Origin of the sequence: Marinobacter sp. AN1, from assembly GCF_026013985.1 — a bacterium.
Taxonomy (GTDB): domain Bacteria; phylum Pseudomonadota; class Gammaproteobacteria; order Pseudomonadales; family Oleiphilaceae; genus Marinobacter; species Marinobacter segnicrescens.
Genome location: NZ_CP110342.1, coordinates 38782 through 65345, shown reverse-complemented (window position 1 = coordinate 65345; position 26564 = coordinate 38782). Strand labels below are relative to the sequence as shown.

20 protein-coding genes and 1 tRNA gene are annotated in these 26564 nt (G+C 62.6%); 18 read left to right on the top strand and 3 right to left on the bottom strand.

Going from position 1 to position 26564, the window contains the following annotated elements; translation table 11 throughout:
• The first annotated feature begins 62 nt into the window (after positions 1-62).
• The 7 genes from fmt to LJ360_RS00225 all read left to right on the top strand — a co-directional run bounded on the left by fmt (position 63) and on the right by LJ360_RS00225 (position 8539).
• A complete protein-coding gene (gene fmt / locus LJ360_RS00255; protein ID WP_264994905.1) occupies positions 63-998 on the top strand; it encodes a methionyl-tRNA formyltransferase in 936 nt (311 codons plus the stop codon).
• Positions 998-2308 carry a 16S rRNA (cytosine(967)-C(5))-methyltransferase RsmB gene (rsmB, locus tag LJ360_RS00250; protein ID WP_264994904.1) on the top strand — a complete coding sequence of 437 codons (1311 nt, stop codon included), beginning with the start codon at positions 998-1000 and terminating at the stop codon, positions 2306-2308. Before fmt ends, rsmB begins: the two co-directional genes overlap by 1 nt.
• A complete protein-coding gene (gene trkA, locus LJ360_RS00245) occupies positions 2305-3678 on the top strand; it encodes a Trk system potassium transporter TrkA (protein ID WP_091850698.1) in 1374 nt (457 codons plus the stop codon). The genes rsmB and trkA overlap by 4 nt, the downstream gene beginning before the upstream one ends.
• Positions 3679-3718: 40 nt before the next feature.
• Positions 3719-5167, top strand: coding sequence for a TrkH family potassium uptake protein (locus LJ360_RS00240; RefSeq protein ID WP_091850700.1), 1449 nt, complete (start codon positions 3719-3721; stop codon positions 5165-5167).
• Positions 5168-5299: 132 nt separating this feature from the next.
• Positions 5300-6292 carry a glycine--tRNA ligase subunit alpha gene (gene glyQ, locus LJ360_RS00235; protein WP_091851011.1) on the top strand — a complete coding sequence of 331 codons (993 nt, stop codon included), beginning with the start codon at positions 5300-5302 and terminating at the stop codon, positions 6290-6292.
• Between the two features lie 2 nt (positions 6293-6294).
• Positions 6295-8373, top strand: a complete 2079-nt coding sequence (glyS, locus tag LJ360_RS00230) for a glycine--tRNA ligase subunit beta (RefSeq protein ID WP_264994903.1) — start codon at positions 6295-6297, stop codon at positions 8371-8373.
• A gap of 89 nt (positions 8374-8462) precedes the next feature.
• Positions 8463-8539 (top strand) — tRNA-Pro (locus LJ360_RS00225).
• Between the two features lie 347 nt (positions 8540-8886).
• Here the strand turns inward: LJ360_RS00225 and LJ360_RS00220 are convergent.
• Positions 8887-9345: a GNAT family N-acetyltransferase gene (locus LJ360_RS00220; protein ID WP_264994902.1), complete on the bottom strand. Its 459-nt coding sequence runs from the start codon at positions 9343-9345 to the stop codon at positions 8887-8889.
• Positions 9346-9835: 490 nt separating this feature from the next.
• On the opposite strand from LJ360_RS00220, the gene LJ360_RS00215 reads away from it, so the two are divergent.
• On the top strand, positions 9836-11122 hold the full coding sequence (locus LJ360_RS00215) for a sensor domain-containing diguanylate cyclase (protein ID WP_264994901.1): 1287 nt from the start codon (positions 9836-9838) through the stop codon (positions 11120-11122).
• Here the strand turns inward: LJ360_RS00215 and LJ360_RS00210 are convergent.
• Entirely contained in the window at positions 11113-11547 is a 435-nt protein-coding gene (locus tag LJ360_RS00210; protein ID WP_091850715.1) for a MaoC family dehydratase, read from the bottom strand. The genes LJ360_RS00215 and LJ360_RS00210 overlap by 10 nt on opposite strands.
• A 109-nt stretch (positions 11548-11656) precedes the next feature.
• Between LJ360_RS00210 and LJ360_RS00205 the strand changes: the two genes are divergently transcribed.
• Complete coding sequence (locus LJ360_RS00205; RefSeq protein ID WP_264994900.1) at positions 11657-13087, top strand: NAD-dependent succinate-semialdehyde dehydrogenase; 1431 nt, start codon at positions 11657-11659, stop codon at positions 13085-13087.
• 6 nt (positions 13088-13093) lie between these two features.
• On the opposite strand, the gene LJ360_RS00200 is transcribed toward LJ360_RS00205, so the two are convergent.
• Positions 13094-14911 (bottom strand): ABCB family ABC transporter ATP-binding protein/permease, encoded by a 1818-nt coding sequence (locus LJ360_RS00200; RefSeq protein WP_264994899.1) that lies wholly within the window; start codon positions 14909-14911, stop codon positions 13094-13096.
• A gap of 273 nt (positions 14912-15184) precedes the next feature.
• On the opposite strand from LJ360_RS00200, the gene LJ360_RS00195 reads away from it, so the two are divergent.
• The 9 genes from LJ360_RS00195 to nuoI all read left to right on the top strand — a co-directional run bounded on the left by LJ360_RS00195 (position 15185) and on the right by nuoI (position 26562).
• The gene (locus LJ360_RS00195; protein ID WP_264996076.1) at positions 15185-16924 is read left to right on the top strand and encodes an ABC transporter transmembrane domain-containing protein; all 1740 of its coding nucleotides are present in this window, start codon (positions 15185-15187) and stop codon (positions 16922-16924) included.
• Positions 16925-17388: 464 nt separating this feature from the next.
• Positions 17389-17796: an NADH-quinone oxidoreductase subunit A gene (gene ndhC, locus LJ360_RS00190; protein WP_091850722.1), complete on the top strand. Its 408-nt coding sequence runs from the start codon at positions 17389-17391 to the stop codon at positions 17794-17796.
• A 68-nt stretch (positions 17797-17864) separates the two neighbouring features.
• On the top strand, positions 17865-18542 hold the full coding sequence (locus LJ360_RS00185; protein ID WP_264996075.1) for a NuoB/complex I 20 kDa subunit family protein: 678 nt from the start codon (positions 17865-17867) through the stop codon (positions 18540-18542).
• A 39-nt stretch (positions 18543-18581) separates the two neighbouring features.
• Entirely contained in the window at positions 18582-20348 is a 1767-nt protein-coding gene (gene nuoC / locus LJ360_RS00180) for an NADH-quinone oxidoreductase subunit C/D (protein ID WP_264994898.1), read from the top strand.
• A gap of 2 nt (positions 20349-20350) precedes the next feature.
• Entirely contained in the window at positions 20351-20863 is a 513-nt protein-coding gene (gene nuoE, locus LJ360_RS00175) for an NADH-quinone oxidoreductase subunit NuoE (protein WP_264994897.1), read from the top strand.
• Positions 20860-22242, top strand: coding sequence for an NADH-quinone oxidoreductase subunit NuoF (gene nuoF / locus LJ360_RS00170; RefSeq protein ID WP_264994896.1), 1383 nt, complete (start codon positions 20860-20862; stop codon positions 22240-22242). The genes nuoE and nuoF overlap by 4 nt, the downstream gene beginning before the upstream one ends.
• 44 nt (positions 22243-22286) lie before the next feature.
• A complete protein-coding gene (gene nuoG / locus LJ360_RS00165; protein ID WP_264994895.1) occupies positions 22287-25010 on the top strand; it encodes an NADH-quinone oxidoreductase subunit NuoG in 2724 nt (907 codons plus the stop codon).
• Positions 25007-25984, top strand: a complete 978-nt coding sequence (gene nuoH / locus LJ360_RS00160; RefSeq protein WP_264994894.1) for an NADH-quinone oxidoreductase subunit NuoH — start codon at positions 25007-25009, stop codon at positions 25982-25984. Before nuoG ends, nuoH begins: the two co-directional genes overlap by 4 nt.
• 8 nt (positions 25985-25992) lie before the next feature.
• A complete protein-coding gene (gene nuoI, locus LJ360_RS00155; protein WP_091850732.1) occupies positions 25993-26562 on the top strand; it encodes an NADH-quinone oxidoreductase subunit NuoI in 570 nt (189 codons plus the stop codon).
• The last annotated feature ends 2 nt before the right edge of the window (positions 26563-26564 follow it).

Genomic DNA, 26564 nt, shown 5'->3' with positions numbered 1-26564 from the left:
TGTAAGCACCCGGTTTTTTCGTTTGCTGCCGTCGACAACGCAGCCAGAAACAGGAAATTGCTGTGCGAATCGTCTTTGCCGGAACCCCGGACTTTGCCGCCGTCGCCCTCCGGGCGCTGCTGAAAACCGACCACGAGGTTGTCGCGGTCTACACCCAACCGGATCGCCCCGCTGGCCGTGGTCGCAAACAACAGTTTGGCCCGGTCAAACAGACCGCCGTTACGGCCGGCATCCCGGTTTACCAGCCCACATCACTGAAATCACCAGAAGAGCAACAGCAACTGCGGGAGCTGGCGCCGGATGTCATGGTGGTGGCGGCCTACGGCCTGATCCTGCCACAGGCGGTACTGGATATCCCCAGGATGGGCTGCCTGAATATCCATGCATCCATACTGCCCCGCTGGCGTGGCGCCGCCCCCATCCACCGGGCCATCGAAGCCGGTGACGCGGAAACCGGCATTACCATCATGCAAATGGATGCCGGGCTGGATACCGGCGACATGCTGCTGAAACATCGCACTCCGATCCATGACGACGATACCGGCGGCAGCCTCCACGACAGGCTCGCCGATATGGGTGGGGCTGCCATCGTCGAAGCCCTGGCCGCACTGGACTCCCGGGGCCTGGCCCCGGAACCCCAGAACGACAACGACGCCACCTACGCCCACAAGCTGAGCAAGGATGAAGCCCACATCGACTGGCAAGCGGACGCCGCGAGCATCGCCCGCAAGGTTCGCGCGTTCAATCCCTGGCCGGGGACTGATGGCGAGCTGGAAGGCCAGCGCATCCGCATCCACGAGGCACGTGACATTGATGAAACCAGCCACGCCGACGCCGGAACCTTATTGGCACGGGAGCGCAGTGGCGTCGACATTGCCTGTGGCAAGGGCATCCTTCGGGTCACGCGGGTGCAGCTACCCGGTACCCGGGCCATGTCGGTATCCGACCTGATCAATGGCGGCAAACCGGTGCTGGAACCCGGCCAGGTGCTGCAGTGATGGCCCGGGAACTGCCCCTCAGGGCCGTCGCCGCCCAGATCATCCAGGCAGTGGAGCAGGGGGAGTCCCTGAGCCAGTGCCTGCCACATACCGCTGCCGACCTGGATCCGGACCTCCGCCCACAGCTCCAGGCACTTTGCTACGGAACCTGCCGGTGGTTCCACCGCCTCGATTCCGAGCTTAACGGCCGCCTGCGCAAGCCCCTTCGCAGGCAGGACCGGGTGATCCATCACCTGATGCTGGTGGCCCTGTTCCAGTTGCGGTTCAGTGATAACGCCACCTATGCCATCCTCAATGAGACCGTAGAAGCCTGTAAGGCACTGGGCAAGACACCCCTGGCCGGGCTGGTCAACGGTGTTTTGCGAGCGGCAGAACGGGAAGGTGCACCAGAGCCGGCCACCGATGAGGCCCGATACAGCCATCCCGGCTGGATGATCGCCAAGTTGCAGCACAACTGGCCGGATCAATGGGCTGCCATCCTCGATGCCAACAATATCCAGGCGCCCATGACCCTGAGGGTAAATACCCTGCACGGCACCCGGGATGAGTACCTGGAAAGGCTTCGCGAAGCCGGCATTCCCGGGGAGGCGACCCGCTTCGCGCCCCATGGCATCCAGCTTGAACGCCCGGTACCGGTGGACCTGTTGCCCGGTTTCAATGATGGTGATGCCAGCGTCCAGGACGAAGCAGCCCAGCTCTGTACCCAGTGGCTGCAGCCCGAACCGGGCCAGCGTATCCTTGACGCCTGCGCCGCGCCCGGTGGCAAGACCTGCGCCATCCTGGAGGTGACAACCAACCAGGCGGAGGTGATCGCCATCGACGAGTCCGCCCAGCGCCTGCCCCGTATCCAGGAAAACCTGGACCGCCTGCACCTGTCTGCCACACTGAAAGAGGCTGACGCAGGTGATACTGACAGCTGGTGGGACGGCGCCCTGTTTGACAGCATTCTGCTCGACGTCCCCTGCAGTGCTACCGGGGTCATCCGCCGGCACCCGGATATCAAACTGCTGCGCCGGGAGACGGATATCACGCCACTGGCGGGGATCCAGTCCGGACTGCTTGCGAACCTTTGGGCCACCCTGAAACCCGGTGGCCGGCTGGTTTACGCGACATGTTCCGTGTTTCCCCAGGAGAACAGTCGTATAATCCGTCGGTTCCTGGACCAGCAGACGGATGCCTCCCTGCTGCCAGCCGACGCACCATGGGGGCTGGACACCGGGTATGGCCGGCAGCTGCTGCCGGACCCTCAAAGTCACGACGGATTTTTCTACGCCTGCCTGGTCAAGGGCAGGCCGGAGGAGTGCCAGTGAAGATCATTATCCTCGGTGCGGGGCAGGTGGGCGGCAGCCTGGCCGAGAACCTGGCCAATGAGGCCAACGACATTACCGTGATCGACAGTGACGGACTGCGCCTGCGGGAACTCCAGGACCGACTGGATATCCGCACCGTTCAGGGCCTGGCCTCCTACCCCACCGTTCTGAGACAGGCCGGCGCCGAAGACGCGGACATGCTGATTGCCGTCACCAACTCCGACGAAACCAACATGGTCGCCTGCCAGGTGGCGTTTTCCCTGTTTCGCACGCCGTCAAAGATCAGCCGGGTGCGGGCAAACGCCTACCTGGCCCGCAAGGAACTGTTCGGCGAGAACGGCTTCCCGGTAGACGTACTGATCAGCCCGGAGCACCTGGTAACCCAGCACATCACCAGGCTGATCGAATACCCCGGGGCCCTGCAGGTGCTGGAGTTCTCCAACGGCCTGGTGCGGCTGGTGGCCATCCGCGCCACCGAGGGCGGTCCGCTGGTGGGCCATGAGCTGTCCTACCTGCGCACCCACATGCCCCGCATCGACACCCGCGTTGCCGCCATCTTCCGCAAGGACCGGCCCATCATTCCCCAGGGTGATACCGTGATCGAGGACGGCGACGAAGTCTTCTTCATCGCCGGCACGGACCATATCCGCTCGGTGATGAGCGAGCTACAGCCCCTTGAAAAGCCCTACAAGCGCATCTTTATCTGCGGTGGCGGCAACATCGGCCAGCGCCTGGCCCACACCCTGGAGAGCCGTTACCAGGTCAAGCTGCTGGAGCGTGACCGGGACCGTTGCGTGATGCTCTCGGAAAACCTGCGCAAGACCATCGTGCTGGAGGGCAACGCCGCCAACAAGGACATCCTGCTGGAAGAGAATATTGAAAGCACGGACGTCTTCTGTGCGGTCACCAACGACGACGAGGCCAACATCATGGCCTCATTGCTGGCCAAGCGCCTGGGTGCCCGCAAGGTCCTCACCCTGATCAACAACCCGGACTACGTGGACCTGATCCAGGGTGGCGAGATCGACGTGGCCATTTCCCCCCAGCAGACCACCATCGGCAGCCTGCTCACCCACGTACGCAAGGGCGATGTGGTCAACGTGCACGCGCTGCGGCGTGGTGCCGCTGAAGCCATCGAAGCCATCGCCCATGGCGATCACCGCTCATCCCGGGTGGTGGGCAAGCGGCTGGACGAGATCAAGCTGCCCCAGGGGACCACCATCGGCGCCATTGTTCGCCACAACGAGGTGCTCATCGCCCATGACCACCTGCGGGTGCAGCCGGACGACCACGTTATCCTGTTCCTGGTGGACAAGACCCGTATCCGTGAGGTGGAAAAACTGTTTCAGGTGGGGCTGACCTTCTTCTGATGATGACCAGGCCAATCGCAACCCAGGAGCGACGCTGACCATGCGCCTGCCGGTAATCGCCAAGGTACTCGGGCTGCTGATGATGCTTTTCAGCCTCACCATGCTGCCGCCCCTTGGTATCTCCCTGCTGTATGACGACGGCCAGTGGCAACGCTTCAGCAACGGCCTGCTGATGGTCATGATCGGCGGCCTGGTGGTGTGGCTGCCGTTCCGCAAGGTGGCGGGGGACCTGCGGGTACGCGATGGCTTCCTGATTACCACCCTGTTCTGGGTGGTGCTCAGTGTGGCAGGCTCCATCCCCTTCTATCTGAGCAACAACGCGCCCTACACCTATGTGGACTCACTGTTCGAGGCGGTGTCGGGCCTCACCACCACCGGCGCCACGGTGATCACCGGCATCGACTCCCTGCCCGAATCCATGCTGTGGTATCGACAGCAGTTACAGTGGCTCGGTGGCATGGGGATCATCGTGCTGGCGGTCGCCATACTGCCCATGCTCGGCATCGGTGGTATGCAGCTGTACCGGGCCGAGGTGCCAGGGCCAGTCAAAGACAACAAACTGACCCCTCGCATCGGGGAGACCGCCAAGGCCCTCTGGTACATCTATGTGGCCCTGACCGTGCTATGCGCGCTCGCTTACTGGGCCGCCGGCATGAGCTGGTTTGATGCCATCGGCCACAGCTTTTCCACCATCGCTATCGGCGGCTTTTCCACCCACGACGCCAGCATTGGCTATTTCGACAGCGCCCTGATTGAAATGATCGCCGTGGTCTTCATGATCATCGCCGGCGCCAACTTCGCCCTGCACTTCATGGCCTTCCGCCAGCGCAGCCTGAAATCCTACTGGCAGGACTCGGAGTTCCGGTTCTATTTCAGCATGCTGGCCGGGGTCAGCCTGATTACCGTACTGGTGCTGATCTACACCGCCACACTGGACCCCTCGACAGCGATCACCAAGGGCATCTTCGAGGTGGTTTCCATTGCCACCACCACCGGTTTTGGCGCGGCAGATTTCAGCCAATGGCCGCTGATGCTGCCGTTCATGCTGTTCGTACTGGCGTTTATGGGCGGCTGTGCGGGCTCCACCGGCGGTGGCATGAAGGTTATGCGTGTTTTGCTGATCTACCGCCAGGGCTCCCGGGAAGTGAAACGTCTGTTACACCCCAATGCGGTCATCCCGGTGAAGCTGGGTAACCGACCGGTATCCGACCGGGTGCTGCAGGCGGTATGGGGCTTCTTCTCGGTGTACATGTTCATGTTCGTCGCCATGCTGATCATCCTGCTGGCCACCGGCCTGGACCAGGTCACTGCCTGGACGGCCGTCGCCGCCGCCATGAACAACCTTGGCCCCGGCCTCGGTGAGGTGGCCTACCATTACGGCAACATCAATGACATCGCCAAGTGGGTACTGTGCTTTGCCATGCTGCTGGGCCGGCTGGAGGTTTTCACCCTGCTGGTACTGCTCACCCCCGCATTCTGGCGAAGATAACGTCACAGTCTTAGAAATACCCGGCCTTGACGCGTATAATACCGGCCTTTCGATGCGGGCCGGCTCCGTGCTCCTGTCTTCCAGCCTCCCCGCAACACTCAGACCGAACAGCAGGCAAACGTCGTGACAACCATGGCATCACAACCGTCAAAACCGGATCTGAAGACCTTCCAGGGTCTGATCCTGGCACTGCAGAATTTCTGGGCGCAGCACGGCTGCGTGGTTCTCCAGCCGCTGGATATGGAAGTGGGGGCCGGCACCTTTCACCCCGCCACCTTCCTGCGCTCCATTGGTCCGGAAACCTGGAACGCCGCCTACGTGCAGCCCAGCCGCCGCCCCACTGACGGCCGTTACGGCGAGAACCCCAACCGCCTGCAGCACTACTACCAGTTCCAGGTTGTGCTCAAGCCGTCCCCGGACAACATCCAGGAGCTGTACCTGGATTCCCTGCGGGCGTTGGGGCTGGACCCGCTGGTGCACGACATCCGCTTCGTGGAAGACAACTGGGAATCCCCCACCCTTGGGGCCTGGGGCCTGGGCTGGGAAATCTGGCTGAACGGCATGGAGGTGACCCAGTTCACCTACTTCCAGCAGGTGGGTGGCCTTGAATGCTACCCGGTCACCGGCGAACTGACCTACGGCCTGGAGCGCATCGCGATGTACCTGCAGGGTGTGGACAGCGTGTACGACCTGGTGTGGACCGAGGGCCCGGACGGCGTGGTCACCTACGGTGACGTGTTCCACCAGCAGGAAGTGGAAATGTCCACCTACAACTTCGAGCATGCGGACACCGAGTTCCTGTTCCACAGCTTCGATGTGTATGAACGCGAGAGTGCCCGCCTGATCGAAGCTGGCCTGGCCCTGCCTGCCTATGAGCAAGTGCTCAAGGCGTCCCATACCTTCAACCTGCTCGACGCCCGCCACGCCATTTCAGTCACCGAGCGGCAACGCTTTATCCTGCGGGTTCGTACCCTGGCGCGGGCCGTGGCACAGGCTTACTTTGACAGCCGCAAGGCCCTGGGTTTTCCGCTGGCGCCGGAAGCACTGCGCAAGGAAGTCCTGGCCGCTGACGAGAACGCCGGCAAGGGCAAGAAAGGCAAAAATGCCAAGAAGGGGAACGCGTAATCATGGCTACTCAGGATTTTCTGGTCGAGCTGGGCACCGAGGAGCTCCCTCCCAAGGCCCTCAAACCCCTGTCTGATGCATTTGCCGAGGGTATCCGCAGCGGTCTGGAGGAGGCTGGCATTGTTTTTGACAAGGTCGAAGCCTTCGCTGCTCCACGTCGACTGGCTGTGCGAGTGCGCAAGCTGGAAGACGCCCAGCCGGACAAACCGGTGGAGAAGCGTGGCCCGGCCATCAAGGCCGCCTTCGACGATGATGGCAACCCCACCAAGGCCCTGAATGGGTTTGCCAGCTCCCTGGGCGTTACCCCGGAGCAGCTGGATACCCTGGAAACCGATAAGGGCGCCTGGGTCGTCTACCGCACGGTAGAGCAAGGCAAGGCCACCGTTGAATTGCTGCCACAACTCGTAGAGCAGGCCCTGGCCGGCCTGCCGATTCCCAAGCGCATGCGCTGGGGCGCCCACCGTACAGAATTTGTCCGGCCCGTCCACTGGCTGGTCTTCATGTACGGCAATACCGTGATCAACGCACCCATCATGGGCCTGGAGCCGGGCAACACCACCCGTGGTCATCGCTTCCATTGCCCACGCACGCTGATCGTACCGACCCCCAACGATTACGAGATCGTCCTCAAGCAGGAAGGCTATGTGATCGCCGACTTTGCCGAACGCCGGGCAGTGATCCGCCAGGGCGTGGCCGAGATCGCCGAGAAAGAAGTTGGTGGCAAGGCCGTGATCGACGAGGACCTGCTGGATGAGGTCACCGCCCTCAACGAGTGGCCTGTGCCCCTGCTGGGCCGATTCGAGGAGCGCTTCCTGGAAGTACCCGCCGAGGCGCTGATCTCCTCCATGAAGGAACACCAGAAGTACTTTCACGTGGTGGACCGCGACGGGAAGATGCTGCCGGTCTTCATCACCCTGGCCAACCTGGAGAGCAAGGACCCGAGCCAGGTCATTGCCGGCAATGAAAAGGTTATCCGCCCACGCCTGTCCGACGCAGCGTTCTTCTATGAGACCGATCGCAAGACCCGGCTGGAAGATCGTATCGACCAGCTCAAGCCGATCGTGTTCCAGGAAAAGCTGGGCAGCATCCACGACAAGTCCGTCCGCGTCGCAGCCCTGGCCGGCAGGATTGCCGAAGCCATCAACAGCGACCCGGCCCTGGCCGAACGTGCGGCCATGCTGGGCAAGACCGACCTGGTTACCGAGATGGTGCTGGAGTTTACCGACCTGCAGGGCATCATGGGCCAGTACTACGCGGCCAATGACGGTGAGCACCAGGACGTGGCCAAGGCCCTGAACGAACAGTACATGCCCCGCTTTGCCGGAGATGACCTGCCATCCACCCTGACCGGCTGTGCCGTGGCCATCGCCGACCGGATTGATTCCTTGGTGGGCCTGTTCGGCATCAACCAGCCGCCTTCCGGCACCCGTGATCCCTTCGGGTTGCGCCGGGCATCCCTGGGTGTGCTGCGTATCATCATCGAGCGGGAACTGCCCCTGGACCTGCAGAAACTTTGCGAGTGGGCCGAGCAGAACTTCAGCCAGCTGACCGAGGCAAACACCGCCAGCACGGTGGTGGACTACATGCTGGAACGTTTCCGGGCTCACTACGAAGAGCAGGGCATCAGCGCCGAAGTCTACCTGGCCGTGCACGCCCGTCGTCCAACGCGTCCCCTGGACTTCGACCGTCGGGTGAAGGCGGTGGATGCCTTCCGCAAGCTGCCGGAAGCCGAAGTCCTGGCAGCCGCCAACAAACGGGTATCCAATATCCTCACCAAGCAGGGTGGCGATTCCATCGGTGAGCATGTGGATAATGCGCTGCTGCAGGACAAGGCGGAAATTGCCCTGTCAGAGCAGGTCAGCGCGCAGGCGGAGAAAGTGGTGCCACTGTTCGACCAGGGCGACTACGCCACGGCCCTGAGCTCCCTGGCCGGTCTGCGGACGCCGGTAGATGCCTTCTTTGACGAGGTAATGGTGATGGCAGACGACGAGGCGGTACGCAACAACCGCCTGGCCCTGCTGAACCGCCTGCGCAACCTGTTCCTGCGGGTAGCGGACATCTCGGTGCTGCCGGGCGCCTGATAGGCAGAACCCGCAACGCCACCCCCCGGAAATTCGCGTTCCGGGGGGTGGTAAAGCAGCCTGTTTTACGTATAATACCGGCCGTTGTTCGGCGTGTGGCGCAGCTTGGTAGCGCACTTCGTTCGGGACGAAGGGGTCGCAGGTTCGAATCCTGCCACGCCGACCATTCCTTTCCCGTTATCCCGGTTTTCCCAGCATTCCTTTCTTGACATGCGGCCAGTCCAGGTCCGTGATGCTGTACATCACCAACCATCCTCGTTTGCTTCCGAATGCCTGAAGCCCGCTAAAAGCGCTTACAGATGTCTTTGCGATGACCAGCTTTGACGACGGTCACCCCCAACGGATCGTCAATCACCTCTTAGACACTGCGATAGGTACCCTGACGAATCCTGTAGCGCTCCGGCCCGGAGAGCCTCTAACTGCCAGGGGGGGGCGGTGATCATCGTTCGGGCTTTCATACGCTTGAGGAAAGGTAACCCCGGAAGGCAAGAAAGCGGACTCCGACACTTCAGGTTAGTGGTCGCACTTCAGCTGATACACGATGAAGTCACTGGGTCCTCCCGTGTAGCGGTCATAGAACCCGCGACCGCGCTCGTTGAAGTGCTGGGTAATCCAGCGCAGGGACGACCAGCCGCGCTCCTGCGCCAGTTTGTTCAGACTGGAAAAAATAGCGTCGGCAACACCGGTACCCCTCGCCTCCGGGGCTACGAACATATCGTCAAGAAAGCCGATATACCCCCCGGCCAGCGAACGGGGACAGGCACGTACATGGGCAATCCCCAGCGCCTTGCCCTCCTGGTCGCGGGCGATCAGCCCCTCAAGTTCATGGGCAGGATCCAGCAGCCAGTCCCAGACCTGGTCGGCGACCTGGTCGGTGATGGAGGTTTTATAGAATTCGGCGTAGCCGTCAAACAGGGGGCGCCAGTCAGGCTTGTCGTTGGCGGTTACGAAACTGACCCGAAATACATCCATGGCTCCCCCGTGTCCTTTTATTGTTTCAGCATTAACCGGGACGCTCCAGCGCTCTCCGGGCATGTGGCGGTTCGACGAAGAATCCAGAATACCGAACGATACGTGGAGAACCAAGATCGTTATCGTCGACCACAACCATGGCCCGATCAGCTGGTGCTCACTCGCCTGGATATACCCGGTGGCAATAACCACGCCTCCAGAAAACCCGCAAGCAAGGCGCAAGAACTACGCTAAACCTGTAAATGTATTACACTGATCTAACAAAGAGACATCAGGTTTGCATCAAACAATAATTCGAGACTCCGCCTCATTTGATTAATCTGTGATCTTTTCAGCCGGCGTATGGCACGAGCTGCCATCGCCACCGGATCGAGGCCAACAAACCGGCTGCGCAATGTCGTCATACCGGAGCTTCTGCTGTTATTCACCAGCAGCCGTCGTTATGATCCCGGAACAGAAAGGGCACACAGCGATCAGACCGGACAACGTCATGAACCAAGCACCCCTACTGTCACCAGAAGCACGGCTCCAGGCCATCCTGGACGGCACCCGTGCAGGTACCTGGGAATGGAACCTTGATACCGGTGAAGTGCTCGTCAACCATCGCTGGGCCGAGATGCTGGGTTATGAGCCTGATGAACTGATGCCCATGACCTACGAACTCTGGCAGTCCCTCAGCCATCCCAGTGACCGGGAGCGCGCAAAAGCCCTTATGGCGCGGCACCTGCGCGGAGAAACACCCTATTTTGACTGCGTGGTCCGGCTACGCCACAAACGGGGCCACTGGCGCTGGATCCATACCCGCGGTCGCCGCCTGTCGGACAGCGATCCGGCCATCAACTGGGTGTGCGGCACCCACCTGGATATTTCCGGAGAAAGGGAAACCCAGCACCGTCTGCAACGACTGGCAGAGTCCCTGCCTGGCGTTATATACACCTTTGTGATGAAAGTGGATGGGAGCTTCGGGTTCAGTTACGTCAGCCAGAAGAGTATCGATTTTTACGGGATACCTCCGGAACTCGCACTGCAGGATCCTGACGCCATTTTTGACATCATCGTTAACGAGGATCTCGGCCACGTCCATGCATCAATAGAGCGTTCCGCCAGGAATATGGAGGAATGGCGCTGTCAGTATCGGGTGCAGCTGGCAGGTGAGGTCAGATGGATGGAGGGCGTAGCCCAGCCGGAAAAAGACGAGGTCGGGCAGATCATCTGGCACGGCATGATTACGGAAATTACCGAGCGTAAGCAGCTGGAGCTGGAGCTGGAGAGGCTGTCGATCACCGACGAGCTGACCGGACTGTATAACCGGCGCCATATGCTGCGAACCCTGGAAGAGCAGATCGCCCGTGCCAAACGCTATCAGGAGGTGTTCTCGGTCATCGCGCTGGACGTGGACCACTTCAAGCAGATCAATGACTCCTGGGGCCACCTGGTCGGTGACCAGGTGCTGATCCAGTTTGCCGGTGTGCTGTCGGCAAGGGTACGGCGGACGGATGTGGTGGCCCGCACTGGCGGCGAGGAATTCCTGATCCTGTTACCCAACACCACTAACGAGGATGCACACCGGGTTGCGGAAGCCCTTCGGGAAGCCACCGAGCGGGAAGACTTCCGCAACGAAGATAGCGAAACCTTCACCGTGACCATGAGCGGCGGTGTGGTGACCTGGGACGATGGCCTGGCTTCCATCCGTGAACTGTTGTCTCGATGTGACCAGAGACTGTACCAGGCCAAGCGCGAAGGCCGTAACCGGATCGTTGTTTCCGATCAGCCCTGAGGACGGCGGTCCACCATGTTGGTGGCGTAGCCGTCGGCGACGACCTTGCCCTTCACCGTACACACCGTCTTCACCTTGACCCTGCGACGGCGCTCGTCGATCTCTTCTATCGTAGCCGTGGCAGTCACGGTATCGCCAATATGCACCGGGGCCTTGAACCGCAGTTGCTGGTCCACGTAAATAGCGCCGGGGCCAGGCAGGCGCGTACCCAGCACGGTGGAGATCAGCCCGGCACTGAACATGCCATGGACAATGCGCTGGCCGAAGGCCGTTTCAGCGGCGAACTCCGCGTTCATATGGACCGGGTTATCATCGCCGGTAATACCGGCAAACAGGACTACGTCCGCTTCGGTGATAGTCTTGGCATAGCTGGCGCTCATGCCCACTTCCAGGTCTTCCAGGTAATAGCCGTGGAGGTCACTCATGCTCGTTTCCCTTGGTACGGTTGATCTTGGAATGGATTAGTAGGATGTTTATATAGGCGCTGACCTGCAGCGCAGCCCCCACCAATCCATAACAACACGGTAGCGAAGTATGTATATAAACGGCACCTGGGTCGACACTGACCACACCTTCGACGTCACCAACCCCGCCAATGGCGACATTATCGGCCAGGTGCCGGATGCCAGCGCCGCGCAGATTGACGAAGCCATCGGTGCAGCCCACGAAGCCTTCTTCAGCTGGCGCCGGACCACCGCCTACGAGCGCTCGGCCCTGCTGTACCGGGCCTGGCAGCTGATGATGGAACAGAAACGGGAACTGGCGGAACTGATGACCCGGGAGCAGGGCAAACCCCTGAAAGCCTCCCTGAATGAAGTCCAGTACGGCGCCGACTTCCTGCTGTGGTTTGCTGAAGAAGCCAAGCGCCTCTACGGCCAGAGCATCCCTTCCGCGCGCCCGGACCAGCGCTTCTGGGTGCAGCAGCAACCGGTGGGCGTGGTCGGCGCCATTACCCCCTGGAACTACCCCATTTCCATGATCACCCGCAAGGTGGGCCCGGCCCTGGCTGCCGGCTGCACCGTGGTGCTCAAGCCTGCGGAAAGCACCCCGCTGTGCGCCATGGCCATGTTCCGCATCTTCGAGCAGGCGGGCTTTCCGAAGGGTGTGCTCAACCTGGTGACCAAGAAGGACCCGGTGCCCGTGGGTACGGCCCTGTGCGAAGACCCCCGGGTACGAAAACTCACCTTCACCGGCTCCACCGCCGTGGGCAAATTACTGAACGAGCGGGCGGCCCGGCACATGAAGCGGGTGTCCATGGAACTGGGCGGCCACGCCCCGGCGCTGGTGTTTGCGGATGCAGACCCGGTCCATGCCGCCAAGGGCCTGTCGCTGGTGAAGTTCCTCAATACCGGCCAGGCCTGCATCAGCCCCAACCGGATCCTGGTGCAACGAGAGGTGATGGGGCCGTTCCTGGAGGAGCTGAGCAAACGCATCAACACCATGAAAGCCGGCAACGGTATGGAGGAGGGCGTTCGCATCGGGCCGCTGATCAATGACGTGGCCGTACGCAAGGTGGACAACCAGGTGAAGGACGCTGTCGCCAAGGGCGCCCGGGTACTGAACGGCGGGGAGCGACTGCAGACACCGGAGCTGGCCGGCGGTCACTTCTACGCACCCACGCTGCTGGCCGACGTCACCCCGGAAATGCTGATCTACCGGGAGGAGACCTTCGGCCCGGTGGCCGCAGTCATTCCCTTCGATACCGAGGAAGAAGCCATCGCCATGGCCAACGACACCCGGTACGGCCTGGCGGCGTACATCTATTCCGAGAACCTGTCCCGCTGCATGCGGGTGTTCGAGGCGCTGGATTTCGGCATTATCGGCATTAACGACATCAACCCCACCAGTGCTGCGGCGCCCTTCGGTGGTATGAAGGAAAGCGGCCTGGGCCGGGAAGGCGCACAGGAAGGCATCCAGGAATACCTGGAAACCAAGCTCGGCGGTATCGCCGTGGCCGGGGCCTGAACCCAGTCAGTCAGGTCGTGTCGGCGAGGCCCCGGCCTCGACGTCCTCCTGCTGGCGCAGCCACAGGTCCGCGTAGCGTCCGCCGGCAGTGAGCAGCTCCCGGTGGGTGCCCCGCTCCATAATCCGGCCTCCATCCATCACCAGAATGGTATCGGCATCCCGCACGGTCGACAGGCGGTGGGCGATGACCAGGGTGGTACGCTGTTCGCTGACCTCCCGCAGGGCTTCCAGGATCACCTGTTCCGATACCGAGTCCAGGGATGACGTGGCCTCGTCCAGGATCAGGATTGGCGGGTTCTTGAGGAATACCCGGGCGATGGCGACCCGCTGCTTCTCGCCCCCGGACAGCTTCAGCCCTCGCTCACCCACCCGGGTCTGATAGCCCTGGGGCAAGGATTCGATGAAGTGATCCAGGTGGGCCAGTTTCGCGGCCCGCCGCACCTCTTCCTCACTGGCACCCGGGCGGCCATAGGCCAGGTTCTGGTACAGCGTGTCATTGAACAGCACCGTGTCCTGGGGCACCACACCGATGGCGGAGCGAAGGCTGTCCTGGGTGACGGTGCGGATATCCTGGCCGTCGATGGTGATACGCCCGCCATCCACATCGAAAAACCGGAACAGCAGCCGGGCCAGGGTGGACTTGCCGGCCCCGCTGGCACCCACTACCGCCACCTTGTGACCCGCAGGGATCTCGAAGCTCACATCATGGAGAATGGTGCGGTCCGGCTGGTACCCGAATCTCACCGACTCGAATCGCACCGAACCGCCTGCCGTGCTGAGCTGGCCAGCATCCGGGGCATCGGTGACCGCCGCAGGCTCACCCAGAAGACCAAACAGCCGCTCCACGTTCACCAGGGCCTGGCGAATTTCCCGGTAGACAAAGCCCAGGGCATTCAGGGGAATAAACAACTGGATCAGGTAGGCGTTGATCATGGTGAAGTCCCCCAGGGTGATGGCACCACTGGCCACCTCCTGCACGGCCATAGCCATTATCACGATCAGCGCCACGCCTATGATCAGGGCCTGGCCGGTGTTCAGCGCGGCCAGCGACAGCCGGTTATTCAGCCGTGCCCGCTCCCACTCCTGCAGGTCCTCGTCGTAGCGCTGAGCCTCGAATTCCTCGTTGTTGAAATACTTCACCGTCTCATAGTTGAGCAGGCTGTCCACCGCCCGTGAGTTGGACTGGTTGTCCCGGGCGTTGGCTTCCCGCACAAAGCGGGTGCGCCATTCCGTGACGCGTATGGAGAACACCACATACACCACCACCGCCACCAGGATGGCCAGCACATAGCCGGGGCTGAACGCCCACAGCAGGATGGCGGAGACCATCAGGATCTCGAGGATGGTGGGGACAATATTGAACAGGGTAAAGCGCAGCAGGAAGCTGATACCGTTGGTGCCCCGCTCAATGTCCCTGGCCAGGCCACCGGTCTTGCGATCCAGGTGAAAGCCCAGGGCCAGCTGGTGCAGGTGACGGAATACCCGCAGCGACACCCGCCGCATGGCACGCTCTGCCACCCGGGCAAACACCGCATCCCGCAGCTCACTGAACAGGGTACTGCCAAACCGTAACAGGCCATAGGCCACCACCAGCATCACTGGAATCCACAAAAGGATCTGCTCTGAACTGGTAGTATCCAGGTAGTCAACGATGTACTTGAGCGCTACCGGCGTAGCCACGGTCGCCAGCTTCGCCATCACCAGCAAAACCACAGACAGCACCACCCGGCCCCGGTACTCTGCCAAATAGGGCCAGAGCCCGGCGATGATCTTCCAGTCCGGCTTGTGGTTGGCGGGGTAGTCGTTGTCGGCGTAGGCTCGCAAGGGTCAGTTCCGGTCAGAGGGTGGATCAATCGGGCATGATAGACCGTAGAATAGCGGTATACGACCCTGGATCCGATATCGGCAAACACCAAAGCGATCGCACGACAGTCCAGTAGAACGGGTCCGGGGAGGGCTTTCCGGAACAGTCAGAAAAACCCAGGTTTTTCGTTCCGGAAGGCCCTCCCCGGGACCGTTCCACCCCCAAACCAACAGGCGAAACAAACCAAAACCCGGACAGGAGTCAAAACCATAATACGCCAACACAGAAGCGCCCTGGCCCTGGCCCGGGACTTCATCCTGCCCTACCGAAAGGCCGTCGCCGGCGCCATGACCGCACTGGTGATCACCGCCGGCATCACCCTGTCCCTGGGCCAGGGGCTGCGCATCCTGGTGGACCAGGGCCTGGCAACCCAGTCCCCCGAAATGCTGGCCCGGTCTGTCGGCTTGTTCTTCCTGCTGGTTTTAGGCTTGGCGGTGGGTTCGTTTACCCGCTTCTACCTGGTGTCCTGGATCGGCGAGCGGGTCGTGGCCGACATCCGCAAGCAGGTCTTCAACCACCTGATCGACCTGCACCCGGGCTTCTATGAGAAGAACCGCAGCCTGGAAATCCAGTCCCGGTTTACCGCCGATACCACGGTGTTGCAGTCGGTGATCGGCTCCACCGTATCCATCGCCCTGCGCAACCTGCTGATGCTGTTCGGTGGCATCGTCCTGCTGTTCATTACCAACCCCAAGCTGGCCAGCGTGATCATCTTCGGTTTTCCGGTGGTAATCGTGCCCATCCTGTTCTATGGCAGGCGGGTACGTAAGCTGTCACGCCTGAGCCAGGACAGGGTGGCAGACGTGGGCAGTTACGTGGGTGAGAACCTGGCCCAGATCAAGACTGTGCAGGCCTTCAACCACCAGGCGGTGGACCGGGAGCGATTCGCCTCAGTGGCAGAAAACGCCTTCGCCATCGCCCGGGACCGTATCCGCCAGCGGGCCTGGCTGATGACCATCGCCATCACCCTGGTGATGGGTGCCGTAGGGATCGTAATCTGGATCGGGGGCCTGGATGTGATCGCGGGGCGAACAAGTCCCGGAGAACTGGCCGCATTCGTGTTCTACAGCCTGCTGGTGGGTGTCTCCGCCGGGGCTCTGAGTGAGGTCATTGGTGAACTGCAACGGGCCGCCGGGGCTGCGGCCCGGATCTTCGAACTGTTACAGACACCGACCGAGATAGACCCGGAAGGACCAGGCAGGCAGACCCTGCCGGACCCCGTCAGGGGCGCGATCGAGTTCCGTGGTGTCAGCTTTGGTTATCCGTCCCGCCCGGATGTCACCGTGATCCAGGACCTGTCGGTCACCATCAAGGCGGGTGAGACCGTCGCCCTGGTAGGACCTTCCGGCGCAGGCAAGTCCACGCTGTTTGACCTGTTGCTTCGATTCTACGATCCGCAAAAGGGACAGATTGTGATCGACGGTCTCGATTCCCGACAGGTCAACCCGGCGGACCTGCGACGCTGCTTCGCCCTGGTACCCCAGACGCCGGCCCTGTTCCACGGCACGATTGCCGACAACATTCGCTACGCACGACCCGAAGCAAGCCTGGATGAAGTCATCACCGCCGCCCGCACGGCCCACGCCCATGAGTTTATCGAGCGGCTGCCGGCAGGTTATGAGACCAGGCTGGGCGACGTCGGCCAGGGCCTGTCCGGCGGTCAGAAACAACGCCTGGCCATAGCCCGGGCGCTGCTGGCAGATGCGCCCATCCTGTTGCTGGATGAGGCCACCAGCGCCCTGGATGCAGAGAGTGAATATCTGGTGCAGCAGGCCATGCCGGAACTGATGGCCGGTCGCACCACTCTAGTGATCGCCCACCGGCTGGCGACAGTTCGACATGCGGACCGCATCCTGGTGATGGACCAAGGTCAGCTATTGGATGCGGGGCGGCATGATGAGCTGGTTGGGCGTAACAGTCTTTATGCTCGCCTGGCTGCTCTTCAGTTTCGCGATTCTGCTGGGGAGTCCTGAGTTTTCGACTTGGGGGGGTAGTGGGGTGTCGGGGGTAGGGTCAGAACGAAAAACTTATGTTTTCTGACTGTTCTGAACCCCTACCCCCGACACCCCACTGCGAACTTTGGTGCCAAGCCCGCTAAAAAAACCAGAATTACTCCCGCCAAAGCGATCCCTCTGAAGTCTCCAGGAATGGGTCTGGGGGTGTTCTTCCGGAACAGTCAGGAAAACGTAAGTTTTTCGTTCCGGAAGAACACCCCCAGACCCATTCCACCCGCAAACCCCGCAGGCTACGAGGCCAACGAAAAGCAAAGAACCACCCATCCAATGATTCAAATCAACGAATAACCCACCAACAGGTTTGCCCATTCCCCAACCCGTTGCTAGCTTTTTAATCAACAGACACCGAATTTAAACGCTCCGGAAGCAACCAGGGCGCCACCGTTAATCTCAACGACCGCCACCACGGTCACGGAGAGCACATGGCGGACACGGTTACCGATTTACTGGCCCGGTACTGGGCCACTGGCTTCTTTATTGTCGCTACTCTGGGCCTGTGCGCCTTTATGGTAGGGGCCTCCAGCCTGCTCGGTGGTCGTAGCCGGGGAGTCAGCAAAAACCTCCCGTTCGAGTCCGGCATCGTCGGAACTGGCGATGCCCGCCAACGGTTTTCCGTCAAGTTCTACCTGGTCGCGATGCTGTTCGTGATCTTCGATATCGAAGCCGTGTTCCTGTTCGCCTGGGCCATTGTGATCCCGGACGTGGGGTGGACCGGCTTCTGGGGCGCAGCGGTATTCATCTTCATACTGCTGGCCGGCCTGCTCTATGACAGCCGCACCGGAGCCCTGGACTGGGCTCCGGAGGCGTCCGGCCGCAAGCCGGCTGACTGAACCAACGTATCACCGGACGCATCCACGGTGGTCAACGGGCCGCCGGACGGGTGCCCATGGAGGCAACAATGGCCTACACCCTGACCCGGGCAGAAGAACATCCTGGCGGCGACAGGCGCTATCCCACCGGGCACCGTGAACCGACGGAAGATCCGATCAAGCGTCAGCTTGAGCGCAATGTGTTCACCGGCAAGCTCAGCGAGGTGCTGAACAACGCGGTCAACTGGGGCCGCAAGAACTCCCTGTGGCCCTACAACTTCGGGTTGTCATGCTGCTATGTGGAGATGACCACCGCCTTTACCGCGCCCCACGATATTGCCCGCTTCGGCTCCGAAGTCATCCGGGCCTCGCCACGGCAGGCGGACTTCATGGTTATTGCCGGCACCTGTTTTATCAAGATGGCGCCGGTCATCCAGCAGCTATACGACCAGATGCTGGAACCCAAGTGGGTAATCTCCATGGGTTCCTGCGCCAACTCCGGCGGCATGTACGACATTTACTCGGTGGTTCAGGGCGTCGACAAGTTTCTGCCGGTGGACGTTTACGTGCCCGGCTGTCCGCCCCGGCCGGAGGCGTTCCTGCAGGGATTGCAGCTGTTGCAGGACTCGATCCAGGAAGAACGCCGGCCGCTGTCCTGGGTGGTGGGCGACCAGGGGGTGTACCAGGCGGAGATGCCCTCCCAGCGGGAAAAGTGGCGGGACCGGCGCATCCAGGCTACCGAGCTGAGGACACCGGACAAACTCTGACCCATTGCAGACCGACAACTCAGGGAATGGATCAGCACCATGACCACAGGCACCGTCGACAACCCGCAGGCTAACGCCGATAACGGCCACCTGCTGGACCAGTTCCGGGAGGATGTGCTGCACGTGCAGTCCACCCTCACCGGCATGCCTGTGTTCTGGGTGCGCCGGGAGAGCCTGGGGGACATCCTCGCCCACCTGAAACAGGTACCGGCGCCGTTCAGCATGCTCTACGACCTGTCGGCGGTGGACGAGCGACTGCGTAGCCGCCGGGATGGGCTGCCCGCATCGGATTTCACCGTGTTTTATCACCTGCTCTCCGTGGAGCGGAACGAGGACCTGATGCTCAAGGTTGCCCTGGACGAGGCGGACCTGCGGGTGCCCACGGTCACCGGCGTGTTTGCCAACGCCAGCTGGTACGAGCGGGAGGTGTGGGACCTGTTCGGCATCCAGGTGGAAGGCCACCCCCACCTGAAGCGACTGATCATGCCCCCCACCTGGGAAGGCCACCCGCTGCGCAAGGACTATCCCGCCCGGGTGACAGAATTCGATCCCTACACCCTCACCGTGGAAGGTCAGGGTGAGGAACAGGAGGCCATGCGCTTCGAGCCGGAAGCCTGGGGCATGCAACGGGAGCGGGACGGCGCGGAGTTCATGTTCCTCAACCTGGGGCCCAACCACCCCTCTGCCCACGGCGCCTTCCGCATTGTGCTGCAGCTGGACGGTGAGGAGGTGGTCGACTGCGTGCCCGATATTGGCTACCACCACCGGGGCGCCGAGAAGATGGCCGAGCGCCAGTCCTGGCACAGTTTCATACCCTATACCGACCGCATCGACTACACCGGCGGGGTGATGAACAACCTGCCCTATGTACTGGCGGTGGAAAAACTCGCTGGCATAGAAGTACCGGACCGGGTGAAAACCATCCGGGTGATGATGGCGGAGATGTTCCGCATCACCAGCCATCTGCTGTTCCTGGGCACCTACCTGCAGGACCTGGGGGCCATGTCGCCGGTGTTCTACACCTTCAGCGACCGCCAACGGGGTTACGAGGTGATCGAGGGTATCACCGGCTTTCGCATGCATCCGGCCTGGTACCGCATCGGCGGTGTTGCCCAGGACCTGCCCCGGGGATGGGAAAAGCTGGTGCAGGGCTTCCTGGACTGGATGCCGCCGCGGCTGCGGGAATACGAAAAGGCGATGATGGAAAACGCCCTGGTGCGGGAGCGTACCCGCCACGTGGCCGCCTTTAACACCGCCGAGGCGCTGGAATGGGGCGTCACTGGCCCCAACCTGCGGGCCACCGGCTGCAACTTCGACCTGCGCAAACAGCGGCCCTATTCCGGCTACGAGCATTTCGATTTCGAGGTGCCCCTGGCCCAGAACGGCGATGTGTTCGACCGTGGCCAGCTACGCATCGACGAGATGCGCCAGAGCCTGCGCATCATCCAGCAGTGCGTGGACCACATGCCCGCCGGCGACTACAAGGCCGACCATCCGCTCACCACGCCCCCGCCCCGGGAGCGCATGCTGCAGCATATCGAAACCCTGATTACCCACTTCCTGCAGGTGTCCTGGGGGCCGGTGCTCAAGCCCCAGGAGTCCCTGCAGATGGTGGAGGCCACCAAGGGCATCAACAGTTACTACCTGACCAGCGACGGCAATACCATGAGCTACCGCACCCGTATCCGCACGCCGAGTTTTCCGCACCTGCAGCAGATACCGGCGGTGATGCGGGGCGGCTTCGTGCCGGACCTGATCGCCCACCTGGGCAGCATCGATTTCGTAATGGCAGACGTGGACCGCTAACCATGGCAGAGCCTGTAGCCACATCACAGATTATCGGCAGCGACGGCTTCGAGCTGCACCCGGCAGACGAGACCGCCATCCTGCGGGAGCTGGAACATTACGAGCAGCCCCAGGCCGCCTGCATCGAGGCCCTGAAGATCGTCCAGCGCCGCCACGGCTGGGTACCGGATGGCGCCATTCCCGCCATTGCCCGGGTACTGGGCATCGGCCCCGGCGCGGTGGAGGGCGTGGCCACCTTTTACAGCCTGATCTTCCGACAACCGGTAGGGCGCCATGTGATCCTGGTCTGTGACAGCAGTTCCTGCTTCCTGACCGGGTTTGACGAACTCAAACAGGCCCTGGTGGATCAGCTGGGCATCGATTATGGCGAGACCACCAACGACAGCCGCTTCACCCTGCTGCCGGTTTGCTGCCTGGGGGCCTGTGACGGTGCCCCGGCACTGATGATCGACGACGACACCTACGGGCCGGTGACTGCCGACGACCTGCCGGACCTGCTGGAGGGCTACCCATGAGCGAGTCCATACTCAACCAGCGCCGGTCCGTGGCCTATCACAGCCGTCTGCTGCAACCGGAGGCGGAACGCCGTGCCGACACCCATCCACTCACCTGGCGGCTGCGGGACGACGGCGAGGCGGTCTGGCTCGACGAGTACCTGCGCAAGGACGGCTACCAGTCCGTGCGCAAGGCGCTCTCTGAAGGGGACCCACAGGCCATCATTGCCACCATGAAGGACGCCAACGTCCGCGGCCGTGGCGGTGCGGGCTTCTCCGCCGGACTCAAGTGGAGCCTGACCCTGCAGGGGGTCGATAGGCCCCGTGGTTACCTGATCTGTAACGCGGACGAGATGGAACCAGGCACCTTCAAGGACCGGTTGCTGATGGAACAGCAGCCCCACCTGCTCATCGAGGGCATGATCCTCGGCGCCCTGGCCAACAACAGCCGCTATGGCTACATCTTCCTGCGCGGCGAGTACGTGGAGGCCGCCCGGGTTCTGAACCGGGCCATTGATGAGGCCAGGGACGCCGGCTGGCTGGGGCCGGACATCAACGGCAGCGGGTTCGACTTCAACATTGCCGTACACACTGGCGCCGGGCGCTACATCTGCGGCGAGGAAACCGCGCTGATCAACTCCCTGGAGGGCAAGCGCGCCAACCCCCGGGCCAAGCCGCCGTTCCCGGGACAGTCCGGTGCCTGGGGCAAACCCTCGGTGGTCAACAACGTGGAAACCCTGTGTAACGTACCGGCGGTGATCCTTAACGGCGCTGGGTGGTACCAGGGCCTGTCCGGCGACCGCACCGACGATGGCGGCAGCAAGCTCTACGGCTGTTCCGGCCCGGTGGATAATCCCGGCCTGTGGGAACTGCCCATGGGTACCACCGGGATGGAGGTTCTCGACCGGGCGGGGGGGCTGCGGGACAACCGCCAGCTCAAGGCCTGGCTGCCCGGGGGTGCCAGCACCGGCTTCCTGCTGCCAGAGCACCTGGAGCTGCCCCTGGACTTTGACACCATGGGCAAGGAAGGCAGCCGCCTGGGCACCGGCCTGCTCACGGTGGTGCCGGATGACATGAGCATGGTGTCGCTGATGCGCAACCTGGAGCAATTCTTCGCCCGGGAATCCTGTGGCTGGTGCACGCCCTGCCGTGACGGCCTGCCATGGGTCGTCAAGCTGCTGCAGTCACTGGAACAAGGGCAGGGCGAGCCTGGCGATATCGAGCTGCTGGACAAGCTGGCGGCGGACTGCGGTCCCGGCCTGACCTTCTGCGCCCATGCCCCTGGTGCCGCCATGCCGTTGCAGACGGCTCTCAAACATTTCCGCCACGAATTCGAACAAGGCGTGGGTAAGCCCAGAGGCAAAGCCCACCAGGACCCGATTCCGGTGGGGGAAGTATGAGAACAGAACGCCCGGTGACAAACGCAGGCAAACGAGACTGAACCATGGCCATCATCCATGTGGACGGACAGCAATACGAGGTGAACGGGGCCCAGAACCTGCTCCAGGCCTGCCTGTCCCTGGGCCTGGACATCCCCTATTTCTGCTGGCATCCGGCCATGGGCAGCGTCGGTGCCTGCCGCCAGTGCGCGGTGCGTCAGTACAAGGACGCGGACGACGACAAGGGCATGCTGGTGATGTCCTGCATGAGCCCGGCGACAGATCAGACCCGCATTTCCATTGACGACGAGGAAGCGAAGGCCTTCCGCGCCAGCGTGGTGGAATGGCTGATGATCAACCACCCCCACGACTGCCCGGTGTGCGAGGAGGGCGGCCACTGCCATTTGCAGGACATGACGGTGATGACCGGCCATGACCGGCGCCGTTACCGCTACCGCAAACGCACCCGCCGCAACCAGTACCTGGGGCCGTTCATCGCCCATGAGATGAACCGCTGCATCACCTGCTACCGTTGTGTGCGCTTCTACAACGACTACGCCGGCGGCACTGACCTGGGCGCCTTCGGCGCCAAGGACAATATCTACTTCGGGCGCTACGAGGATGGCACCCTGGAAAGTCCGTTCGCCGGTAACCTGACCGAAGTCTGCCCCACCGGCGTCTTCACCGACCAGAGCCATTCCGACCACTACACCCGCAAGTGGGACCTGCAGTTTGCGCCGGGCATCTGCCACCAGTGCTCCCTCGGCTGCAACATCAGCCCCGGGGAACGCTATGGCACCATCCGCCGCATCGAAAACCGCTACCACGGTGAAGTGAATGGTTACTTCCTCTGTGACCGCGGTCGTTTCGGCTATGGCTACGTGAACCGTAACGACCGCCCCTTGGTGCCCTTGTGGCGGGATGGGTCCGGGCAGCCGCCGGTAACGCTGGACGTGGATACGGCCCTGAACCGCATCTCCGATGCCCTCCGCCATGCCCGCAGGATTATCGGCATCGGCTCTCCCCGGGCCAGCCTGGAGAGTAATCACCAGTTGCGGGAACTGGTGGGCGCTGACAACTTCTCCACTGGCATCGAGGCCCGGGAGCAGGCCTGCCTCGACCTGATGAACCACCTCCAGCGCACTGCTGGCCTGCCCGCACCGACGCCAAGGGAGATCGAAGACCACGACGCCATCCTGGTGCTGGGTGAAGACCCGGTACAGAGTGCCGGGCGCCTCGGGCTGAACCTGCGCCAGGCAGCCCTGGCCCGGCGCGAAGCCATGGGCGAGAAGATCGGAGTGCCGGCCTGGAACGCCGAAGCCCTGAAAACCCTGGGGCAGGACAACTACCATCCCGTGCATATTGCCTGGCCCACCGGCACGGACCTCGACGATGTGGCGGCTGGCCGCTACGCCCTGGCCCCGGACGACATCGCCCGGCTGGGCTTTGCCGTGGCCCATCTCATTGATCCGGCCGCACCGGCGGTGGACCACCTTGACCCGGACACCCGCGAAACGGCCAGGCGAATCGCCGATGACCTGATGGCCGCTGAGCGCCCCCTGATTGTCAGTGGTGGCAGCCTGGCCTCGGAAGCGGTGTTGCAGGCGGCGGGCAATATTGCCCAGGCCCTGGCCCGGCGGGCCAGGCAGGGCGGTTTGGTGCTGATTCGCCGGGAAGCCAACAGTACCGGCCTGTCACTGATGGGTGGCCAGACCCTGGACTGGGCCCTGGACGAACTGAATGGGGGCCGGGCCGACGCCGTGGTGGTGCTGGAGAACGACCTTTACCAGCGGCTACCACCGGAGCAGGTGGAACAAGCCCTGGGGCGCGCAAATATCCAGGTGGTCGTGGACCACCAGAGCACCGCAACAACGTCAGGGGCTCACTTCACCCTGCCGGCGGCCACCTTTGCCGAAGGCGACGGCACCCTGGTCAACCTCGAGGGCCGTGCCCAGCGTTTTTTCCAGGTATTCGAACCCGCCTATATGCGACCGGAGGCCCGTATCCATGAAAGCTGGCGCTGGTTGCATGCCCTGGCCGCAGGGCTGCGGGGAGAAGTGGTCACCGACATCAACCTGGACACCGTGACCCGGGCCTGCGCCGAGGCCCATGCCGCACTGGCCGGTATTGTGGACGCCGCCCCCGGGGCCGATTACCGCATCGAGGGCTTGCGCCTGGCGCGGGAACCCCACCGTTACAGCGGCCGCACTGCCATGCGGGCCAACCTGGCGGTGAGCGAAGTCCGTCCCCCCCAGGACCCGGACACGCCCTTCGCGTTTTCCATGGAGGGCTACAGTGGTTTCGACCAGCCCCGCCAGCAGGTGCCCTTCGCCTGGGCCCCGGGCTGGAACTCTCCCCAGGCCTGGAACAAGTTCACCGACGAGATCGGCGGACACCTGCGGGGCGGCGACCCGGGGATTCGCCTGATTCAGCGGGAACCAGGGCACCGGTCCTATAGCGCCGCTGTGCCGTCCGCGCCGGAGGAAACAAACACAGGTGCGCTGCGGGCCCTGATATTGCCACGGCTGTTCGGCGGCGAGGAAACGTCGGCCGGCGAGCCCATCCAGCAAAGAATGGCCACGCCTGAGCTTATCCTTAATCAAAAGGACGCCGAGGCATTGGGGGTCCGCGAGGGGGACAGTCTCCTCATCGGTGATGGACCGGCCCTGACCGTGCAAGAGCAGGGCGAGTGGCCCTCCGGTTGGGCTGGTCTGCCTGCGGGCCTGCTACCCGGCCTGGCCCAGGGCGACACACTGACCCTGCGCAAGGCTGAAGGAGGCACGCCATGAACTGGTGGACACCGGAGCTGGCTGCCATCCTCTGGGGAATGTTCCAGGCCCTGGTGATCCTGCTGGGGGCGGTGCTGCTGGGGGCAGCCCTGACCGTGGTGGAGCGTCGTTTGCTCGGCCTGTGGCAGGATCGCTACGGCCCCAACCGGGTGGGGCCCTTCGGTACCCTGCAGCTCATCGCCGACATGTTGAAGATCTTCTTCAAGGAGGACTGGATACCGCCCTTCGCGGACCGGCCCCTGTTCGTGCTGGCGCCGATCATCGCCTTTGCCTCACTGCTGCTGTCGTTTGTGATCATCCCCATCACCCCCGGCTGGGGCGTGGCGGACATGCACATCGGCTTGCTGTTCTTCCTGGCCATGGCGGGCATCAACGTCTACGCCGTTCTGCTCGGGGGCTGGGCCAGCGGCAACAAGTACGCCCTGTTGGGGGCACTGCGGGCATCGGCCCAGACCCTGTCCTACGAGGTGTTCATGGGGCTGTCGCTGATGGGGGTGGTGGCCCTGGCCGGATCCTTCAATATGCGCGACATCGTCAACGCCCAGGAAGGCCTGTGGTTCATCATTCCCCAGTTCTTCGGCTTTGCCACCTTCTTTATCGCCGGTGTCGCTGTTACCCACCGCCATCCCTTTGACCAGCCGGAGGCCGAACAGGAGCTGGCAGACGGCTACCATATTGAATACTCCGGCATGAAGTTCGGCATGTTCTTCATCGGCGAATACGTGGGCATGGTGCTGGTGTCCGCGCTGATCGTCACCCTGTTCTTTGGCGGCTGGCACGGCCCCTGGCTGCCACCGATTCTCTGGTTCGCAATCAAGACAGGCTTCTTCCTCATGCTGTTCATCCTGCTGCGGGCGTCACTGCCCCGGCCCCGGTATGACCGGGTGATGAGCTTCGGCTGGAAGGTATGCCTGCCGCTGACACTGATCAACTTACTGGCCACCGGAGCGGTCATGCTCCTGGTGGGTGGATAGGAGGCCTTATGGAGAAACAGAAGGTCCCGGTCATCCGTTCCGTACTCTGGCTGGTGCCGGCCACCTGGTCCCAGCTGCGCACCCTGGGCATGGTGTTCATGCACAGCTTCCGCAAGCGGGAAACCGTCAACTACCCCGAGGAACAGGTGTACCTGCCGCCCCGCTACCGGGGCCGCATCGTGCTGACCCGGGACCCGGACGGCGAGGAGCGCTGCGTGGCCTGCAACCTTTGCGCGGTGGCCTGTCCGGTGGACTGCATCTCCCTGCAAAAGGGAGAGCAGGAGGACGGCCGCTGGTACCCGGAGTTCTTCCGTATCAATTTCTCCCGCTGCATCTTCTGCGGCATGTGCGAGGAAGCCTGCCCCACCTCCGCCATCCAGCTGACACCGGATTTCGAGATGGGGGAATACGACCGCCAGCAACTGGTGTACGAGAAGGAAGATCTGCTGATCAACGGCCCCGGCAAGGACCATGACTACCATTTCTACAAGGTGGCCGGGCTGGCCATCGGTGGCAAGGACAAGGGGGAAGCGAAAAACGAGGAGGCACCGGAAGATGTGCGTTCACTGCTGCCATAGAA

What these genes read in the sequence shown, in the direction of transcription:
- nuoF (WP_264994896.1), top strand. Translation starts at nt 20,860, where the DNA reads ATGAGCGAGTCCATACTCAACCAGCGCCGGTCCGTGGCCTATCACAGC.
- LJ360_RS00215 (WP_264994901.1), top strand. Translation starts at nt 9,836, where the DNA reads ATGAACCAAGCACCCCTACTGTCACCAGAAGCACGGCTCCAGGCCATC.
- LJ360_RS00220 (WP_264994902.1), bottom strand. Translation starts at nt 9,345, where the DNA reads ATGGATGTATTTCGGGTCAGTTTCGTAACCGCCAACGACAAGCCTGAC.
- LJ360_RS00240 (WP_091850700.1), top strand. Translation starts at nt 3,719, where the DNA reads ATGCGCCTGCCGGTAATCGCCAAGGTACTCGGGCTGCTGATGATGCTT.
- LJ360_RS00185 (WP_264996075.1), top strand. Translation starts at nt 17,865, where the DNA reads ATGGCCTACACCCTGACCCGGGCAGAAGAACATCCTGGCGGCGACAGG.
- nuoI (WP_091850732.1), top strand. Translation starts at nt 25,993, where the DNA reads ATGGAGAAACAGAAGGTCCCGGTCATCCGTTCCGTACTCTGGCTGGTG.
- LJ360_RS00205 (WP_264994900.1), top strand. Translation starts at nt 11,657, where the DNA reads ATGTATATAAACGGCACCTGGGTCGACACTGACCACACCTTCGACGTC.
- glyQ (WP_091851011.1), top strand. Translation starts at nt 5,300, where the DNA reads ATGGCATCACAACCGTCAAAACCGGATCTGAAGACCTTCCAGGGTCTG.
- nuoE (WP_264994897.1), top strand. Translation starts at nt 20,351, where the DNA reads ATGGCAGAGCCTGTAGCCACATCACAGATTATCGGCAGCGACGGCTTC.
- nuoH (WP_264994894.1), top strand. Translation starts at nt 25,007, where the DNA reads ATGAACTGGTGGACACCGGAGCTGGCTGCCATCCTCTGGGGAATGTTC.
- rsmB (WP_264994904.1), top strand. Translation starts at nt 998, where the DNA reads ATGGCCCGGGAACTGCCCCTCAGGGCCGTCGCCGCCCAGATCATCCAG.
- glyS (WP_264994903.1), top strand. Translation starts at nt 6,295, where the DNA reads ATGGCTACTCAGGATTTTCTGGTCGAGCTGGGCACCGAGGAGCTCCCT.
- nuoC (WP_264994898.1), top strand. Translation starts at nt 18,582, where the DNA reads ATGACCACAGGCACCGTCGACAACCCGCAGGCTAACGCCGATAACGGC.
- LJ360_RS00210 (WP_091850715.1), bottom strand. Translation starts at nt 11,547, where the DNA reads ATGAGTGACCTCCACGGCTATTACCTGGAAGACCTGGAAGTGGGCATG.
- nuoG (WP_264994895.1), top strand. Translation starts at nt 22,287, where the DNA reads ATGGCCATCATCCATGTGGACGGACAGCAATACGAGGTGAACGGGGCC.
- ndhC (WP_091850722.1), top strand. Translation starts at nt 17,389, where the DNA reads ATGGCGGACACGGTTACCGATTTACTGGCCCGGTACTGGGCCACTGGC.